Origin of the sequence: Terriglobus roseus (assembly GCF_900102185.1) — a bacterium.
Classification (GTDB): Bacteria; Acidobacteriota; Terriglobia; order Terriglobales; family Acidobacteriaceae; genus Terriglobus; species Terriglobus roseus_A.
Genome location: NZ_LT629690.1, coordinates 2,257,755 through 2,275,178 on the forward strand (window position 1 = coordinate 2,257,755; position 17,424 = coordinate 2,275,178).

At 54.5% G+C, this 17,424-nt stretch carries 9 protein-coding genes and 1 pseudogene; 4 read left to right on the forward strand and 6 right to left on the reverse strand.

What is annotated here, in order from left to right; genetic code table 11:
• Positions 1 to 484: 484 nt before the first annotated feature.
• On the forward strand, positions 485 to 3,052 hold the full coding sequence (locus BLT38_RS09510) for an ABC transporter permease (protein WP_083344959.1): 2,568 nt from the start codon (positions 485 to 487) through the stop codon (positions 3,050 to 3,052).
• Positions 3,053 to 3,098: 46 nt separating this feature from the next.
• Here BLT38_RS09510 and BLT38_RS09515 read toward each other — a convergent pair whose 3' ends face one another.
• The 3 genes from BLT38_RS09515 to BLT38_RS09525 all read right to left on the reverse strand — a co-directional run bounded on the left by BLT38_RS09515 (position 3,099) and on the right by BLT38_RS09525 (position 8,782).
• Complete coding sequence (locus BLT38_RS09515) at positions 3,099 to 3,911, reverse strand: hypothetical protein (protein WP_197674954.1); 813 nt, start codon at positions 3,909 to 3,911, stop codon at positions 3,099 to 3,101.
• Positions 3,911 to 7,252, reverse strand: a complete 3,342-nt coding sequence (locus BLT38_RS09520) for a TonB-dependent receptor (RefSeq protein WP_231966843.1) — start codon at positions 7,250 to 7,252, stop codon at positions 3,911 to 3,913. Before BLT38_RS09520 ends, BLT38_RS09515 begins: the two co-directional genes overlap by 1 nt.
• Positions 7,253 to 7,327: 75 nt before the next feature.
• Positions 7,328 to 8,782, reverse strand: coding sequence for an alkaline phosphatase family protein (locus BLT38_RS09525; RefSeq protein ID WP_172838212.1), 1,455 nt, complete (start codon positions 8,780 to 8,782; stop codon positions 7,328 to 7,330).
• Between the two features lie 368 nt (positions 8,783 to 9,150).
• Here BLT38_RS09525 and BLT38_RS20935 point away from each other — a divergent pair, with 368 nt between their 5' ends.
• From BLT38_RS20935 to BLT38_RS09540, 3 genes are all read left to right on the forward strand, one after another.
• Positions 9,151 to 9,657 (forward strand): hypothetical protein, encoded by a 507-nt coding sequence (locus BLT38_RS20935; RefSeq protein WP_156785076.1) that lies wholly within the window; start codon positions 9,151 to 9,153, stop codon positions 9,655 to 9,657.
• Positions 9,650 to 10,417: a hypothetical protein gene (locus BLT38_RS09535; RefSeq protein ID WP_083344962.1), complete on the forward strand. Its 768-nt coding sequence runs from the start codon at positions 9,650 to 9,652 to the stop codon at positions 10,415 to 10,417. The genes BLT38_RS20935 and BLT38_RS09535 overlap by 8 nt, the downstream gene beginning before the upstream one ends.
• Before the next feature lie 120 nt (positions 10,418 to 10,537).
• Positions 10,538 to 11,335, forward strand: coding sequence for a DoxX family protein (locus BLT38_RS09540; RefSeq protein ID WP_083344963.1), 798 nt, complete (start codon positions 10,538 to 10,540; stop codon positions 11,333 to 11,335).
• A 126-nt stretch (positions 11,336 to 11,461) separates the two neighbouring features.
• On the opposite strand, the gene BLT38_RS09545 is transcribed toward BLT38_RS09540, so the two are convergent.
• From BLT38_RS09545 to BLT38_RS09555, 3 genes and pseudogenes are all read right to left on the reverse strand, one after another.
• Positions 11,462 to 12,904 (reverse strand): efflux transporter outer membrane subunit, encoded by a 1,443-nt coding sequence (locus BLT38_RS09545; RefSeq protein WP_083344964.1) that lies wholly within the window; start codon positions 12,902 to 12,904, stop codon positions 11,462 to 11,464.
• Positions 12,888 to 14,138: an efflux RND transporter periplasmic adaptor subunit gene (locus BLT38_RS09550; protein ID WP_083344965.1), complete on the reverse strand. Its 1,251-nt coding sequence runs from the start codon at positions 14,136 to 14,138 to the stop codon at positions 12,888 to 12,890. The genes BLT38_RS09545 and BLT38_RS09550 overlap by 17 nt, the downstream gene beginning before the upstream one ends.
• Positions 14,135 to 17,299, reverse strand: a pseudogene (locus BLT38_RS09555) (efflux RND transporter permease subunit). Before BLT38_RS09555 ends, BLT38_RS09550 begins: the two are co-directional and overlap by 4 nt.
• Positions 17,300 to 17,424 lie beyond the last annotated feature (125 nt).

Consider the following 17,424-nt stretch of genomic DNA (forward strand, 5'->3'; position numbering starts at 1 on the left):
TGGTAACTATCTAAATCGTGTTCCATGGATAACACTGATCATGAACACAGACCTGGGAGAAGGCGACTCTACGGAGTCGCCCCTTTTTTTACCCACGGAATCCCGGAATCGCGTAAGCTCATATCAATCGAGTTGAGGCACTGCAGCACAGACTGCCGAAAAGGCAGCGGGCGTGGAAGCTCTTGACGGGGGATGACTCACACCAGGTCTGTGAGAAACCTTTCATCCCTCGTACGCTCGGTACACGATTGATGCCTGATCTCCCGCATCTCGTGTCTCCTCTCAGACTCCTATAAAAGCGTCGATCCGATACGAGGCCGTCACTCCAGTCCTCTTGCTCGCGACCGTCATCGTCTCGAATACAGTCCTCAATTGTGCACCCAGCAATCAGGATTTCTCTGTTCGTTTCACTTTTGTAAAAGTTTTTGGAACCGCACAGCCTCTTGCATGCGTATTCAAATGCAGCCCACTGCCAAGAGGACCCATGCTTACAGACCTGCGCGACGCCCTACGCCAGCTTCGGAAGGCTCCAGGATTTACCGCCACTGCAATTTTGACCCTTGCCTTGGGCATCGGAGCCACAACGGCGATATTTACGCTTGTTCATCAGGTCATGCTCAAGTCGCTTCCGGTCACTAAACCGGAAGAGCTTTGGCGTGTGGGCGACAAAATCCGTTGCTGCAACTGGGGCGGCTACACGCAGGGCAACGATAACAACTTCTCGCTCTTTTCCTGGGAAGCATATAACTACTTCCGCAATCACAGCCCCGAGTTCACTGATCTTGCAGCATTGCAGGCGGGCAATGCTCCGCTTGGTGTCCGTCGCGCAGGGTCCCATGCACCCGTTGACACTCACAACGGACAGTACGTTTCTGGGAACTTCTTCCGGACATTCGGCGTGCAGCCCTGGGTTGGCCGACTCTTGTCTGACGCTGACGATAAGGAAGGCGCGCCCTTCGTTGCTGTGATGAGCCACCGTGTGTGGCAGCAAAAGTATGGTGCTGATCCCTCTGTCGTTGGTTCCAGCTTCCAGATCAATGGCTACGCGTTCACCATCATTGGTGTTGCTCCTCCAGGGTTTTATGGTGCGAAGCTCTCTGGCTGGGGCATGCCTGATTTTTGGCTCCCCATTGCGTCAGAACAGGCGCTTCCCGGAACTCAGGCGCGCATGAAGAAATCTCGCGCTGCCTATCTGGATATCATCGGCCGCGTTAAGCCCGGTACCGATCCACAGAAGCTGGAAGCCAGACTCCGCGTCGAATTGCATGACTGGCTTGGTAGCCATGTCCCCGAGATGGAACCGGGCGAGCTGCAGCTTTGGCAGAAGCAGACCCTTCATCTCATCCCAGGCGGCGATGGCGTCACCGCCATGCGAGACGATTACAAGGATGGCCTCAAGCTTCTCTTTATCGCTGCCGCCTGCGTTCTCCTTGTGGCCTGTGGCAACCTTGCCAATCTGATGCTGGCGCGCGGCTTGAAAGACCGTGGTCAAATTGCGATTCGTGTCGCCATGGGTGCCTCTCGTGCACGCCTCATTCGCAAGGCACTCGTCGAGACGATCACACTCGCCGTTATCGGTGGGGCTTGCGGCATTGCAATCGCTATTTGGGGAACACGCCTCATCCTGTATCTCGCGATTCAGATTGGTGGCAAGGACAACTACGTTCCCATCAGCTCTACACCCTCCTGGACCGTCCTGCTCTTTACCCTTGGCATCTCTGTGTTCACTGGGGTCCTCTTCGGCGTTGGCCCTGCATGGATGACATCGCACGCTGATCCGGCCGAGGCGCTTCGTGGAGCCAATCGTTCCGTTGGCAGCAATCGCTCAATTACTCAGAAGGCGCTCGTCATCGGTCAGGTCATCATGTCCATCGTGCTGCTCTCATCAGCAGCTCTGCTTGGACGGAGCCTCAGCAACCTCAAGCATCAGGATTTCGGATTCGATCATCATGGCCGTTACGTCGCCTGGATCAATCCCACCCTCTCCACACTCAAGCCGGAGCAGATGGAGCCGCTCTTCCGTCAGATCAACGACCGTCTCATGGCTATCCCCGGTGTCCGCGGCGTTGCATCTGCGACGTATGCACCGATGACCGGCGACAGTTGGAACGAAGGCATCCGCGTGCAGGGGCAGCCCGAGCCTGATCCCAAGACAGATTCAAGCGCTGGTTGGGCTCGTATTACACCAACCTTCTTTGACACCATCGGCGCCAAGATCTCACTCGGACGTGCGTTTACAGAAGAAGACACGGCTACCACTCGTCACGTTGCTGTCATTAACCAGGCTTTCGCCAACCGTTTCTTCAAAGGACAAAACCCAATCGGCCAGCACTTCGGCGAAGACCGGCTGAAATACTCCGGCACATTTGAGGTCATCGGCGTAGCACGCGATATCCGCTACATGACGTGGGGCTATAAAGATCCGGTCGGTCCCATGTTCTGGGTTCCTGAAGCGCAATCCGTGCAATACGACGATCCCAACTTCACCGACGGCGATCGCTGGTCGCACTACCTTTACAACATCGTCCTGTGGGCCCCGAACAATCCGCCTGCTCTTGAAGAACAGGTCCGCAAGGCTCTGGCAGGAGTCAACTCCGAACTCGTTCTCAACAACGTCAATCCCTACACTTCGGTAGTTGACGCGGACTTCCAGCAACAGGACATGATCGCTACGCTCACCACCATCTTCGGTGTGCTTGGACTTCTCCTTGCCGCTGTTGGGCTATACGGTGTGATGACCTACATGGTCGAACAACGTACCAGCGAAATTGGCCTTCGCATGGCTGTGGGCGCTACGCGGGCTGATATGCTTCGCATGGTTCTGCGCAGTTCGTTCTGGCAGATTGCCATAGGCCTTGGCATCGGCATCCCGCTCGCAATCCTTGCTGGAAAGCTTCTCAAGGATCAGCTCTTCCACGTTCAGCCGTGGGATCCCGTCATGCTTATTGGATCGGCTCTCCTACTCGCATTCGCAGCACTCATAGCCTCAGCGCTTCCGGCGCGCCGCGCGGCCAGCATTGAGCCTATGATTGCTCTCCGCAACGAAGGCTAACCTCGTTCGGAGGTACGAGACAAACAATCGATGAAGCGTGAGAATCTTATTGGGTTGAGGGCAACTGGCTCTCAACCATCACGCTTTGCTTCCGTTCGATGGTCCATACATGATTTGGCTTTGCCATATCCCAATCGAACGCCTGTCCTTGGGTGGGAAGACCGATCGTGCGTAGATATTCAAGCCGCGCACCTGCTTCCGGCAGACGGAGTACATACATCTCCGGCAGGTCATGTCCGGTGACGTAAAGCAGACCGTCATGGCCCCAGCGACCGCCTGATGCGCTCATGTGGCCGAACTTCTCCAGGACATTCAACGGGAACAACCACGCTCCCTGCTGGACAAACTGTGCGTTGTATTTCACAAGTGTAGTGAAGGTGTGGTTCCGCGTGAGATCACCACCCTTGTTGTCGTAATTCGCGAAACAGGCCCACCACGCGCCGTCATGCCAGTCGATCCACGTAAGCGAACCCTGCGTGGGACCGAAGCTGTGGCTACGAACATGCTTCATGGTTGCACTGTTGAAAAACTCAACTGAACTGATCTGCGGTACGTTCGGAAAGTTAGACATCGCGCATACCAGTTCACCCATCACCACAGAACAGCTATTCATGTGGATGAAAACCTTAGGATCGCCTTCGAATAACCCCACGCGCTTGCCTGTGGCTTTGTCGTACTTGCCGATCTTCGCGTCTTCAATCGCATAGACAAAACGGGCGTCGGTTGCGACGCCCTGGTTTGCCTCGGCGGCGGGGATGCGCCGCAGCTCTTTCGCTGCGGCGACATCCTGTGCCGGTGTGGTGATGGTTATGAGTGCTGCAAAGCTCAACGCCAGTGCACTCATTGTTTGCAGCTTCATTAGTAGTTCACCTTCAGACCGAATTGAAGAATGCGTGACGGGAAGGTTCCGGAGAGCGTTCCGCCCGTAGTTCCCACTCCACCCACAGTACCGCTGATGCTGGAGTTTGTGGGCGAAACGAAGTTCGTATGGTTAAACAGGTTATAAGCCTCTGCTCGGAACTGCACCTTGATGCCGCTTTCACGTGCACCAAAGGTCTTATTCAAAGCAAGATCCGTGTTGTAGTACGACGGCCCAAGGCCGGGATTGCGGCTCATGTTCCCGAAAGGACTTGGGGTTGCCGCGACGGTGTTCGGAATCTGCACTGCTGCAGGGTTGATCCACTGACGGTTGGTGCCAACGCGTGAGTTAATCACGAGCGGAACACCGGCGTTTCGGTTAGGACGATACTGGTTCGCGCCGCGATTGGTAGCGCTGAGGCCCGGTGACACCTGGTATGCACTGGGTGGCGTGTAGACGATGTTGAACGGAGTGCCCGAAGCAAACTGGTTGATGGTGCTAAGCTGCCATCCACCAATCACCTGATTCAACAGCCATCCGCTGTGGCGGAAGAATGCCTTGTCATAACCGAACGGCAACTCGTACACAAGACTCAGTGAGTCAATGACGGGCTGGTTGTAGTCAGACTGCGCATACTCTCCGCCAGGATTGTTAGCGTCCTGCGGTGAAGGTCCGTTGCTGTCCTGCGATGCGCTGTCGTTGTCCATACTCTTCCCCCACGTGAAGGAGTTGAGCAGGGTCAGGCCAGCAACAAAGCGTTGCTCGTAACGCAACTGCAGCGAGTTGTAATTACCCATGCCAGCATTGCGCGGATTGGTGATTTCGCTCCACGTCGGAATCGGACGAGCAAAGTTCTTGGAAGGATCTTTCTGGTTAAGGTTGCTGATCGTTTCCAGCTTGCGGCCCTGATTGCCCACATAGGCAACTTCCACGAGCGTGTTCTTCATCAATTCACGCTGTACGGACAGGTAGTAGCTATGCGCATAACCATCGCGTCGGTTGGGATCGATCGAGATGACCGTTGTCTTGAGCGGGTCAAAGGTTTCCGTCAGACCTGCGGGATAGCCATCCTGGGTCCTGCGGAATCCTGCAGTGGTAGGAGTTTGGGTAACCGCGACGCTGATGGACTGTGGCGCGTTGATGGCAAGCAGATCGCCGGGACCGGCACGAGTGTAGTGAATATAACCGACACCGTAACCACCACGCAGTGACGTCTTCGGATCAATGGCGTATGCAAATCCAACACGCGGTGCAAAGTCATTCAGGTCAGGGTTGATGAGAGTTTTGTCATACACGCCCCCACTGTTCTTCGCGGACAACATGGTTGCGGTCTTGGGATCGAAATTCGTAACCGTGTTGCCGAGGTTGTAATACGGCGAACCATACTCCCAACGCAAACCGATGTTGAGCGTCAGCTTGGGGTTGACCTTCCAGTCGTCCTGACCGTAGATGGCATGCTGATTCTGGCGCAGGTGCGCCACGAAGTAACTGGCAAGCGCATAACCACTAGGTGCGCCGAAGAGAAAGTCCGCCCAGTAAGTATCGGTAGCAGCCGCTGTGCTGGAGCAACCTGTAACCACTTTTTGGCACTTACTGAAACCACCGGCGAAGGTATAGCTGCCGCCAAGAGGATCGGTGTTCTGCACCGACATCCAGATACGCTCAAACTCATAGCCAAACTTCAGAGAGTGCTTACCGCGCACCCACGAATAGTTGACCTTGGGATCAAGCAATGCAGGATTCTGCCACTGCGGGTTGGTCGACTGACGACCAAGTGCCGAGAAGCCACCTGAGATCGAAGTTGTTGGAAGACCACCCGCAACTGCTGGGTTAGAAGGTAGACCGGGGATGGAGAAGTCTGTATTGCCGATGGAGAGTGAAGCCTTACCAGCCTTCGTGCGCGACAATGCAAGACGCACGTCCAGAATCTGATTGTTGTTGATGATGTGTGTGTAACCAAGGAGCGCCTGCTGATCCTTGATGCGCTGCACACCGTTCGATCCACCATCAAGAGGCAAAGGCAGCGTCGGAAAGTTCACTCCGTTTTCCTTACGGTCACTTAACCGCAGGAAGAGCGCATCCTTCTTCGTTGCCTGCCAGTCGAGGCGCAGGCTTCCCTTGTCAGAGTTATCTGTGAAGCGCGAGCTGCCGCGATAGTCATTCGACAACGTCGTGACTGTTGATGCAATTGGTGTCAGCGTATTCAGATAGCCAATCACCTGCTTCGCGATCGGTGAAATGTTTGGAGATGCTAGGACAGAGGTTCCGTGTGAGTAGATGGTTCCGTTGTATGGATCCTGCACGTCCACGCTGAGGATGCCGGCGCGCTGGTTATACAGCGGTAGGCTGGCAAACGCCACGGGCTGCACCACCTGACGGAAGCCTTCGTAGTCCACAAAGTAGAACAACTTGTCCTTGAGGATGGGGCCGCCAAAGTTCACACCGAACTGATTGCGATTGAACTGTGGCTTCACACCGCCCGTCGGTGCGAAGTAGCCGATGGCATTCAAGTTGGTGTTACGGATGAACTCATAGATGGTGGCATGGAAGGCATTGGTGCCGCCACGTGTTGCCACGTTTACGGTTGCACCGGGACCGCGACCATACTCGGCATTCATGCTGTTCGTGATGACACTGAACTGCGCAACAGAGTCTGGTGGAGGCGTGATGATCTGGTTATCGAATCCCTGGTTGCTGGCTCCGTACGCGTTGTTATCCACGCCATCCAACAGGAAGTTGTTGAACATGGAGCGCTGGCCGTTCACGCTGAACGAACCCGACCTCACCAGGCTGGCCGTGTTCGCACGCGGTGCAGCGTCTGTGGTGGGACGCACACCGGAAACGAGTGCCAACAAGTCTGCATAGTTACGCGTCACCAGAGGCAGTGCGGCCGACTGATAGTTCGAAACCCCCTGCGAACGCTGAGCGGTTTCGGTTTCTACCTGGATAGCGACGTCGCTGACTTCGACGGTCGTATCCACACCGCCTGCTTTCAACGTGAGGTCAAGCTTTTGACGACCGCCCACCTGTACCGTGATGTTGTCTGCAATAGCTTTCGAGAAACCAGAAGACACGGCTTCCACGTGATAGCGACCGGCTTTCAACGCGGGCACTTCGTAGTGACCGGAAGCGTCGGCCTTGGTCGTCACAGAGACACCGGTATCAATGTTCGTGACAGTGACGGATGCCTGTGGGATCGTAGCGCCAGATGCGTCTGCGACTGTGCCCACGAAGCTTCCGCTGTCGAACTGGGCCATCGCCCGTGGTGTACCGGCGAATACCAGCATCAGGATCAACAGCGTGAGCGCCGTGATCCGTGAAAACAGGTTTTCTGGTTTCATTACCTTCCTCGGTTTCATGGTTGTTTGCGATCGGGTTGAGTTGAAGGGATAGCTTGATGGTTGGGGAGGCAAGCGTTATCGTTCGCCGTCATCGACGTACTCCTTCCCCAAATAGGTGGTGGTGTTCAGATGGCGGCGGATCCCGAATCCCACCACGGTGTATTGGTGGTGAACGGGTGAGGCTGCGCGCGGATTGTCGACCGCAAGGTTGCGGCCATCCAACGAGTTCGCATGCCAATCAAGTAGCGCAGCCATCGTGATGGCGAGATCGATATTCCCCGAAGGCGCATGCACTACACGAGCGACCGAGAAGTCCGGCCCCATGCAGATGAGCGGAATGTGTTCCATCCACGGATTCAATCCGCCATGCGTTGCAGCGCTGTCGCTCGGCCCATCGGTGTCACGCAACACGGGCACACTGCCCGGTTCGCCGAACGCACTCTTCTCCCCCGTGGGACGCATGCTTACGACAAGGTCCGGGCCATCATGCGTGCAGAGATGTACCTTCTCAAGGGCGAAGGTTCCAGCAACACTTCCCTTCACCGCGTCGGCTTTGCATCCCTTACCCGGTAAGGATCGCGTAAAGAGAAGCTGTACATCCTGCCTGCTTCCGAGCGCTTCCGACAAGGCAGTCAGCTTTTTCCGAAAATCTGCTGCGCTATGAGGATGGATGTAGAACGAAGATGTTGGCCCATCGTTGAGCGCGGTCACTTCATCCGTTTGCAGACCAGCCGCGCGATAGATTGGCCGCAGGTCGACACTGGCAGCGATATCTCCGAAGCCATGGTCCGCAGTGATGAGGATGTCCGTGTCAGCGAGTTCTCCTCGCTCACGTAACGTCGCGATCAGCTTCCCCACTTCAGCATCGACCGCCGCAATCGCTGCCAAAGCCTGAGGAGATCCCACACCATACTTGTGTTGCGAAGTGTCCGGCTCCGTCATCCAGTCGATGACCAGGTCATGGGGCAACTCCGGCAATACATACTCACGCAGCACCTTCTGCGCCCACAGGACAGAGGTCAGACCCTCATGCGCTGCCTGAACACCAAAGCGCTGACGGATGGCCTGATCAACGTTTTCGGGATAGGCGACTCTCTTCCCACCATCCAGTCCGGCATTGATCAGCGTTCCAGTGCCATGACGCGCTTCTGGAGCCAGCAACGTTGCCGCTCCTGATGATCCAGAGGTGATGACCACAAAGTGTTTGCCCATGGCGGTCATCGTCTCGCTGATCGATGGTCTGGCAAGGATGCGGTCGTTATGCGTGGCTGCACGCAGGACAAGGTTGCGTTCCTCGCCCGTTGTCAACGGTGTCGCTGACTCGTTCGGCATGTAGAGCAGGTTCGACAGAATGTCGTGCTGGTTCGGCCACGTTCCCGTAGAGATGGTGGACGCATTCACCCGAGTCACCGTGGGGAAAACAGAATGATGCGCATCGAAGACGGCGGAAGACTTTTGCAGCGCATACAGGTTCGGCATCTTCGCGGCAGTGATCTGGTCTGGACGTAGACCGTCAATCAGGATCAGCATCACCCGACGATGCGTTTGCTCAGCTTGCGCAACGCACCAGCAAAGCATCATCGCAAGGAATACGGCGCAGCGTTGTCTCCGTTTGGTTTTCATGGCTTGATAGGTCGGAGATTAGGCAGGAACATCCGTCGAACAAAAGCAATTTCGCCGCGACTTGACCGTTAAACGCCATAACTCATTCTTGTTTCAGCGCTTAATCTTCCATGTGCGCGTACGTTAAATCTGGTTTTTGGCTTGCAATTCACCAATGCGTAACAGTCCAAAGCCATCATGAACGAGCGAGGACTGTCGACTTGCTACAGGAAATGCGACCTCTATCGGAAGGCACAGGCCCGATACACAAGGGGCCTGTGGTCCATCGCGATCTGGTGCGACGCATCGTCCTTTCGTCCGCATTTGCCAAGTCGCCTCGCCTTTCGCACTTCCTTCGTTACATCTGCAACGAAGAAGAAGAAGGCAGACAGGACAGAATTAGCGAACAGAGCATCGGCATCGCCGTATTCGGACGGAGTCCTGATTACGACTCGAACGCAGACAGTATCGTTCGTTCGCATGCCAGCCGATTGCGCCACCGTCTCCGTGAATACTTTGAAACCGAAGGCGTAAGCGAACCGATCGTCCTGACAATTCCAAAGGGGAGCTACATTCCGCGCTTCGAGCCACGAAATGCGGCACCGACTCTTCCAACAGAGCCAGAGCAAACGGCTCGATCACTTTCCGACCTTAATACGAGCGAAGAAACAGCAATTCAACTTATTTCTTCAGCCTCATCCGGAAGGGCCCGTTATCAAATGGAAGATCAGTTTTGCAATCGCCGCTGTAATTGCACTGACGTCGATCGCGATGCTCGCCTTACGTCCGAAGGAAATGCATAACCATGCTCCACACGTCTTCTGGAATGCATTTCTGAATCGCCAACATGGCCGCACGATGTTGGTTGAATCTGACAGTGGCCTGGTGATGTTGCAGCACTTTACCCGCCGTCCCGTGTCACTCGCTTCATACATCAGCGGCGAGTATCTGAATGATGTTTCGTCACCTGACGAAAAACCGGATACAGTTACGCGCCTAAGTAGCAGGCGATACACGCCTGCCGTAGACGGTGCGATCTATGAAAAGATCTCGCATCACCTACCGGATGTGCAGGACAGCATAGATATTCGCTACGCTCGCGATCTCCGTCTGAACGATTTGAAGCAGGGCAATGCGATTCTGCTGGGTACGCATGAATCCAATCCATGGGTGGAGCTCTTCGAAAGTTCGATGAACTTCACATTCCAGAACAATCTGGCAGCGGGCACCACTTCCATGGGGAACCGTCATCCTCAAGCAGGGGAACAGGCCATGTACCCCATGTTGAGCAATGATCCGCTTCATACCGTGTACGGACTGGTCGCCTATCGTCCGAACCTGACTCGAACAGGCCACGTCCTCATTGTGGAAGGCGAGACCATGGCCGGCACTCAAACAGCTTCAGAATTTCTTCTGGACGACACTCACCTGTTGCCGTTTCTCAAATCCATCCAGAAAAAAGACGGCACCATCCCGCACTTCGAAGTTCTGATCCGCTCAAGTAGCGTCGCCGGAGAAAGCGCGCAAATCGACCGCGTCGCCTACCGTGTGGACGCAGATTAAGACCGTCGATTCTCTACCGCGTTTATAGGTCATCACTTCGGCGCGCTCGTCGAGTATGATTCTCGAACCTGCAGTTCCACCTGTTGCGACGAGTCCTTCTTCGTCGAGTAGAGGAATGCGATGAATCGACAGCTACAGCCTGCCCTTACCGCCTTTGCCCTGGGACTCATCGGTCTTGGGGTTCTCGCCCTCATTTACGGTGACTTTGCGCTCGTCTGGCAGCCAGTACCAATGTCGTTGCCGAGCAGGTCTGCCTTCGCTTACGGCTCGGGTCTGTTGATGCTCTTTGGCGGCATCGGCTTGCTGTTCCGAGTCTCCTCGACGTGGTCTGCTCGCATCCTCTTCCCTTACCTTTTCCTTTGGATGCTTCTCAAAGTACCCGCTCTCCTCGTGGCTCCAAAGCTGGAAGCCGTATGGTTGGGTTTCGGTGAGATCGCTGTTCTCTTTGCGGCGGGATGGATTGTCTTTGCCACGTTCGCCGAGGTCAGCTCTGCTTCAATTCTTTCTTTCCTCTCGGGTGAAAAAGGCACCCGCATGGCGGCCATACTTTTCGGTATCTCTTTGATCCCGATTGGACTTTCGCACATCTTCTATACCAAACAAACCGTCGACCTTATTCCAACGTGGATTCCATCTAGAACCGCGTTGGCCTATCTCACGGGTGTAGGACAGATCATCTGCGGTGCAGCGGTTCTGTTTTCTATCGTTCCATGCGTTGCCGCAGCGGTTGAGGCTGGGATGGTAAGCCTGTTTGCGATGTTCGTTTGGCTTCCTGCAATCCTCGCCTCACCTAAGACCAGGCTTCCATGGACCGCGTTCTTCATTACCTGGTTCTTTGCCTCGAGCGCCTGGGTGGTATCGCGCGGAATATCTTCTGATGTGGAAGCAAACAATATCGGCAAGAACAAGCGACGTTAGCTCGTAAGAATAATCAGTGCTTCGTGCCTGCACTCATAGACAGAAGGAGGGCTGCTCCTAAACATCCAGACGCCCCCCGCTAGGTGAAACGGCTTTCAGCATGATGCATTTTGGAGAGAGGAAGTCTTATTTCCATCCGCCACCAAGCGCCGCATAGAGATTCACGAGCGAACCAGCTTCTTGCGCCTCTGCTTGCGCCAGCTTCAACTGCGCATCGTATAGATCCGTGTCTGTCGTAAGTACCTCAAGATAGCTCGTGTTTCCGCCCGAATAGCGAAGCCGCGCAAGACGAACAGCATCGGACGCGGAGATAACAACCTGATGCTGCTCTTCACGGCGATTCTGTGTCTCTCGATACGTCACGAGTGAGTTGGATACGTCTTTGAATGCATTGAGAATGGCCTTCTGGTAGCTTGCCAACATCTCCTGCTGTTGCGCTTGAGAGTACTTGTAGTTACTCGTAATTCGTCCACCCGCAAATATCGGCTGTGTAAGAGAACCGGCGGCGTACCAGTACGCATTCTTCCCCTCGAAGATGCTCTGCAACTGATTGCTGGCGGAACCTCCCATACTTGTGAGCGATATCTGTGGGAAGAATTGAGCCTTCGCGACACCCACGCGAGCATTAGCCGCAATCAACTCTGCTTCAGCTTTGAGAATGTCTGGCCGACGCTCCAATAGTTCGGACGGCAACCCCGCAGGAACTGATTCAGGATGCGGTTGTTCCGTAACGGTCAGTCCCCTCTGAACGCCATCGGGATTATGCCCCAGCAGAACACTAATAGCATTCTCCTGAATCGCGATCTGACGCCGAATCTCCGGCAGGTTCGCCTGTGCTGTATGCAGAAGCTCCTCTGCCTGTCGAGTATCTGCACGCGACCCCGCACCGTATTGCTCCAACGACTGAGTTAGATGAAGCGAGTCTTCTCTTGCTTTGATCGTGTTCTGCGTAATCTCTAGCTGCGAATCGAGACTGCGCAATTGGAAGTACGCCGTCGCAAGCTCTTCGATCAAAGATGCGCGCGTTGCCCGCTGAGCCCATTCCGTTTGCAATAGCTCCGCTCGTGCGGCTTCGGTCTGACGACGATAGAGTCCCCAGAAGTCAAGATTCCATGCAGCCGAGGCGCTGAATCCGCCTCCTCGAATGAAATCGTTCGAGGTGCCGTCTGCATTCTTGTTTGCAAGTCCTGCCGGCAATTGAAGAGCACTGAAACTTCCACCCGCACCGACAGTGGGCAGTTGCTGCGAGCGGATAATGCTTACCTGAGCTTGTGCTTCAAGAATGCGTTGAGCAGCAATCTTCAAGTCAAGATTGTTCTTCAGTGCTTCATCTACAAGGCTCTGCAACACTGGATCCATAAAGATCGTGCGCCAGTCCTGCTCTGCGATAGATGCTTCATTTGCGATGGCAGGCGCCAACGCTCCACGATATGCCTGCGGCGTGGTCACGGCTGGACGCGCGTAGTTCGGTCCCACCTTGCAACCGACAATAAGCAGTACAAGAATGGCTGCGGCGGCAGCCCGCCCTGCACGATGAAGCAATTGATTAGAATCAGCGGACTTCCACATGTTGTCCCTCACTGAGTACGTCGCTCGGACTGGCAACGAGCGATTCCTCACCATTCAAGCCAGCGAGCACTTCAATCTCTTTACCCATGTCTTTACCAATCGTTACTGGAATGAAATGGAGATTGTGTTGCGAATTGACCGTAACAACGTGCATGCCAGCGCCATCTACTACCAGCGAGCTGGTAGGAATCACCAACGATGCATGCTGCTGCGAGAGCGTGAAATGAACCTGCGCATACATGCCCGGCAGCAGCGATGCATCACTATTTGCCACCTGCACTTCAGTGCGCATCGTTCTCGCGGCGTCATTCAAAGCGGACGCATTACGAGTCACAGTTCCGCTATAACTGCGTCCGAGACGTTCACTTACCTGGATGACCGCATTCTGCCCGTCGCGAATGTTGACCGCTTCTGACTGCGGCACGTCGACATAAACACGCAGTGTGTCACTCTGCGCAATGCTAAAGAGTGGCTTCCCACCTGTAGGTGCAGCCGCACTTACAAGGTCACCACGCTCGATATTGCGTTGCGTGATCACACCATCGAATGGTGCAACGATATGTTCGAAGCCCTGCATCTGCTGCAAACGAGCCACATTTGCTTGATTTGCAACAACCGCAGCTTCAGCCGCTGCGATGTTTGCATTTGCAGCCGCCACATCTGCCACGCGAGCATTGTGCGTCTGCACAGCGGAATCAACAATCTGTTGCGAGATGGCGTGCTGCTCACCAAGAGGCAGGTCGCGTTCTTTCGTGATGCGCGCCAGTTCTGCATTTGCTTTTGCCTGCTCAAGTCCAGCACGCGACTGCAGCAAGGCAGCCTGCGATTGAGCAAGTGTTGCCTTCGCCTGGCTCAGTTGCTGATCGATCTCCGGGGAGGAAATGACAGCAAGAACCTGCCCTGCGCTCACCTTTGTTCCAATGTCTACATTGCGACGGTCCACGTAGCCATCCACGCGAGCAAACAGATTCGCCGTATAGAGAGGCTCAACGTTGCCAGGCAGGATGAGTTGTGAAGTGGGCTCACCCTTCTGTGCGTGGATGACTGTGACAACGGGATGCGTCACCGGAGCATCATTGGTTGCAGCAAGTGCCTCGCGATAGCTTGTAATGCGCGGCACGGCTCCAACAGCAACCAGAGCGATTGCAATAACTGTTCCGAGTCCTACTGCCTTTACGCGGCTTCCCTTTTTGGTTTGAACGCGGTCGCGGGTCGGGTTTTCCATGGTGATCATGCGGCCTCCTGAGTTGTGTTTCTTCCGTGAATCAACGTGAACATCAAAGGAACAAAGAATAGAGTTGCGAAGGTTGCCATGCTGAGTCCGCCGATAACAGCGCGAGCCAACGGAGCATTCTGCTCGCCGCCTTCGCCAATACCCAGCGCCATCGGCAACATACCGATGATCATGGCGAAAGCCGTCATAATGATTGGCCTCAGACGCGTGAATCCTGCTGTTACAGCAGCCCGCAGCGGTGACTCACCATTGGCTCGCAGTTCGTTTGCAAACGTAACGAGCAGGATCGAGTTCGCAGTTGCAACGCCGATCGACATAATGGCACCCATCAGAGATGGCACATTGAAGGTCGTCTGGGTGAGGAAGAGTGCCCACACGATACCGCAGAATGCACCCGGTAAAGCGCAGATGATGATGAACGGATCGCGCTAGCTCTGGTAGTTCACAACCATCAACAGATACACCAGCAGCGCTGCAAACGTGAGGCCGATACCAAGACGTGTGAACGCCTCGTTCATGCTCTCTACCTGGCCGCGAACCACAATCTTAGTTCCCGGCGGCAGGTTGTCACTCGCTTGCTTCACAATGCGATTGACCTTCGCAGCCACAGAGCCAAGGTCGCTGTTCTGCGTATTCGCGTAGATGTCATAGACTGGTGCGCCATTGTGGTGATTGATGACGACAGGCATGATGGCTGGACGAAGCGTCGCCATGTTGCCCAACACTTCCGTCCGATTCGCTATCGTATGCATCGGGATCGGCGTATTTTGCAGGGCGTTGATGGAGTCAATGCTGTACTGCGGTGTCTGTGCAGCGACCGTATAGGTAATGCCCATCTTCGGATCCAGCCAGAAGTTAGGCTGAACCGCAGCACTTGAGCTCAGCGAAACATACAGGCTATTCGCCACGTCCTGCTGCGTAAGCCCAAACTGTGCAGCGCGAACACGATCAATATCCAGATGAAGATCCGGCGCATCCACCACTTGGTGCATGTGCACGTCAACAGCACCGGGTACAGTTGCCAGTTGCTCACGCAGATGCTTTGCAATGGCGTAGTTCGACGGATCGTATCCCTGCACCTGGATATCAATTGGCGCTGGCAGACCAAAGTTAAGGATCTGCGTCACCATGTCCGCAGGCTGGAAGAAGAACGTTTCATCGGGGAACTTCTTTGGAAGCTCTGCGCGAAGTTGCTTAATGTAACCCTGCGTTGAGTGATGCTTTTCATTCAACGCGATCAGGACTTCGCCATCGGCGCTGCTGATCGTAGACCCATCGCCGAACGCATAGTTAAACGTCTCCGGTGTGAGTCCGATGTTATCCATCACCAACTCTGTCTCGTCGGCAGGAATGGTTTTGCGGATCTCCTCTTCCACCTGGCTGAAGATGACCTTGGTCTTCTCAATTCGTGTGCCAGGACGTGTGCGGATATGCAGTTTGATCTGTCCCGCGTCGACGCTTGGGAAGAAGTCCCGACCGATGAATGGCAGCAATACGAAGGCGGAAAGCATCACCGCTACCGATGCAAAGAGTGCCTTCCGACGATGAGCCAGGAATGCTTCCAGTGCCGTTGTGTAGCGATTCTGCAGGCGCTCATAGCCACGATTAAAGAGTTCGTTGATGCGGCGGAAGAACGATGGTGCACCTGCATTTTCAACAACCTCTGAATGTCCTTCAAAGCTGTGTTCCGCACCGAGTAGAAAGTTCACTAGAACTGGCACCAGCGTGCGAGAAAGCACATAGGAAGCCAGCATGGCAAAGACGACCGCGAGCGCCATAGGAGTAAACAGAAACTTCGCAGGACCTGTAAGGAAGACGACAGAAACAAACACAATGCAAATCGTGAGAGTTGAGACGAGCGTGGGAGTGGCAATCTCGGATGCACCGATAAGAACCGCATCACGAAGCGATTGCCCGTGCATGTGCCGGTGAATGTTTTCAATGGTTACCGTCGCATCATCAACCAGGATGCCAATCGCCAGTGCAAGACCACCGAGAGTCATCGTGTTCATGGTTTCCCCAAGCGCACTGAGGACAATGATGGAACTTAGAATCGATAGCGGAATCGAGATCGCAATAATTAACGTGCTACGCCAGCTTCCTAGAAAGAGCAGGATCATCAGCGCGGTAAGAGAAGCAGCGATCAAACCTTCGCGCAGAACTCCTACAATCGATGCCTTAACGAAGATGGACTGATCAAAGAGTTCGGTAATCTTCAATCCCTTCGGAGCCGCTGCACGTGATGCTGGCAACACATCATCTTTGATCTGCTTCACAATATCGAGGGTGGAGACCGATCCCGTCTTCATGATCGTCAGAAGCGCAGCGGGCTTTCCGTTGGCTCTGGCAACGTTCTGTTGCACAGACCAGCCATCGCGGACATGCGCAACGTCTCGCATGTACACCATCGCGCCGTTCACCTGCTTAATTGGGACATCGTTCAGCGATAACGCATCGACAGGGCTTGAGTTAGTGCTAACGGTGTACTCGGTGTTTTCAACCTTCGCAGTACCGGAGGGTAGAGTGACATTCTGCGCGTTGATCGCGTTCGTCACATCGATCGGCGTAAGGCCTTTTGCCAGCAAAGCATTCTGATCAAGATCGACCATGATCTGCCGAGCAACGCCACCATAAGGCGTGGGCAGAAGTGTTCCTGGAACCTTCGTCAATTGCTGACGAACGCGGAACAAACCGTAGTCATAAATCTCTGATTCTGAAAGCGTGTCGCTTGAAAGCGATAACTGAATAATGGGCACCGTTGATGCACTAAAGCGAAGAATCCATGGTGGATTCACACCCTGCGGCATACGGAATCGAATGGAATTCACCGCCGCGCCTACTTGTGACATGGCAGCATCAATGCGCACCTGAGGCTGGAAAGAAATCTTGATGACTGACGCACCATTTGTGGTCTGCGAATCAATTGACTTCACGTCATTGACCACCGCCATCACAAACTCACTGAAGGTCGTGATGCGCTGTTCCATCTCCTTAGCGGGCAAGCCAGAGTAGGACCAAATCACCGTAACTTGAGGGATATCAATGTTTGGAAAGATGTCCGTCGGAGTCGTCGCAATCGAAGAGAACCCAAGAACAAGTATGAGAATCGACGCTACAATAAACGTGTAAGGCTTATTGAGCGCAAGACGAACTATCCACATAACGACGTCTCCATAACGCGACGTTTCAGCATTTCGACTACTTTGATGTGCGTCAAAATAGTTGGATTCAGGAATTCACGATTCTTGAACATTTCGCATGGTTAGCGCGTCTTATAGGTGTGAAC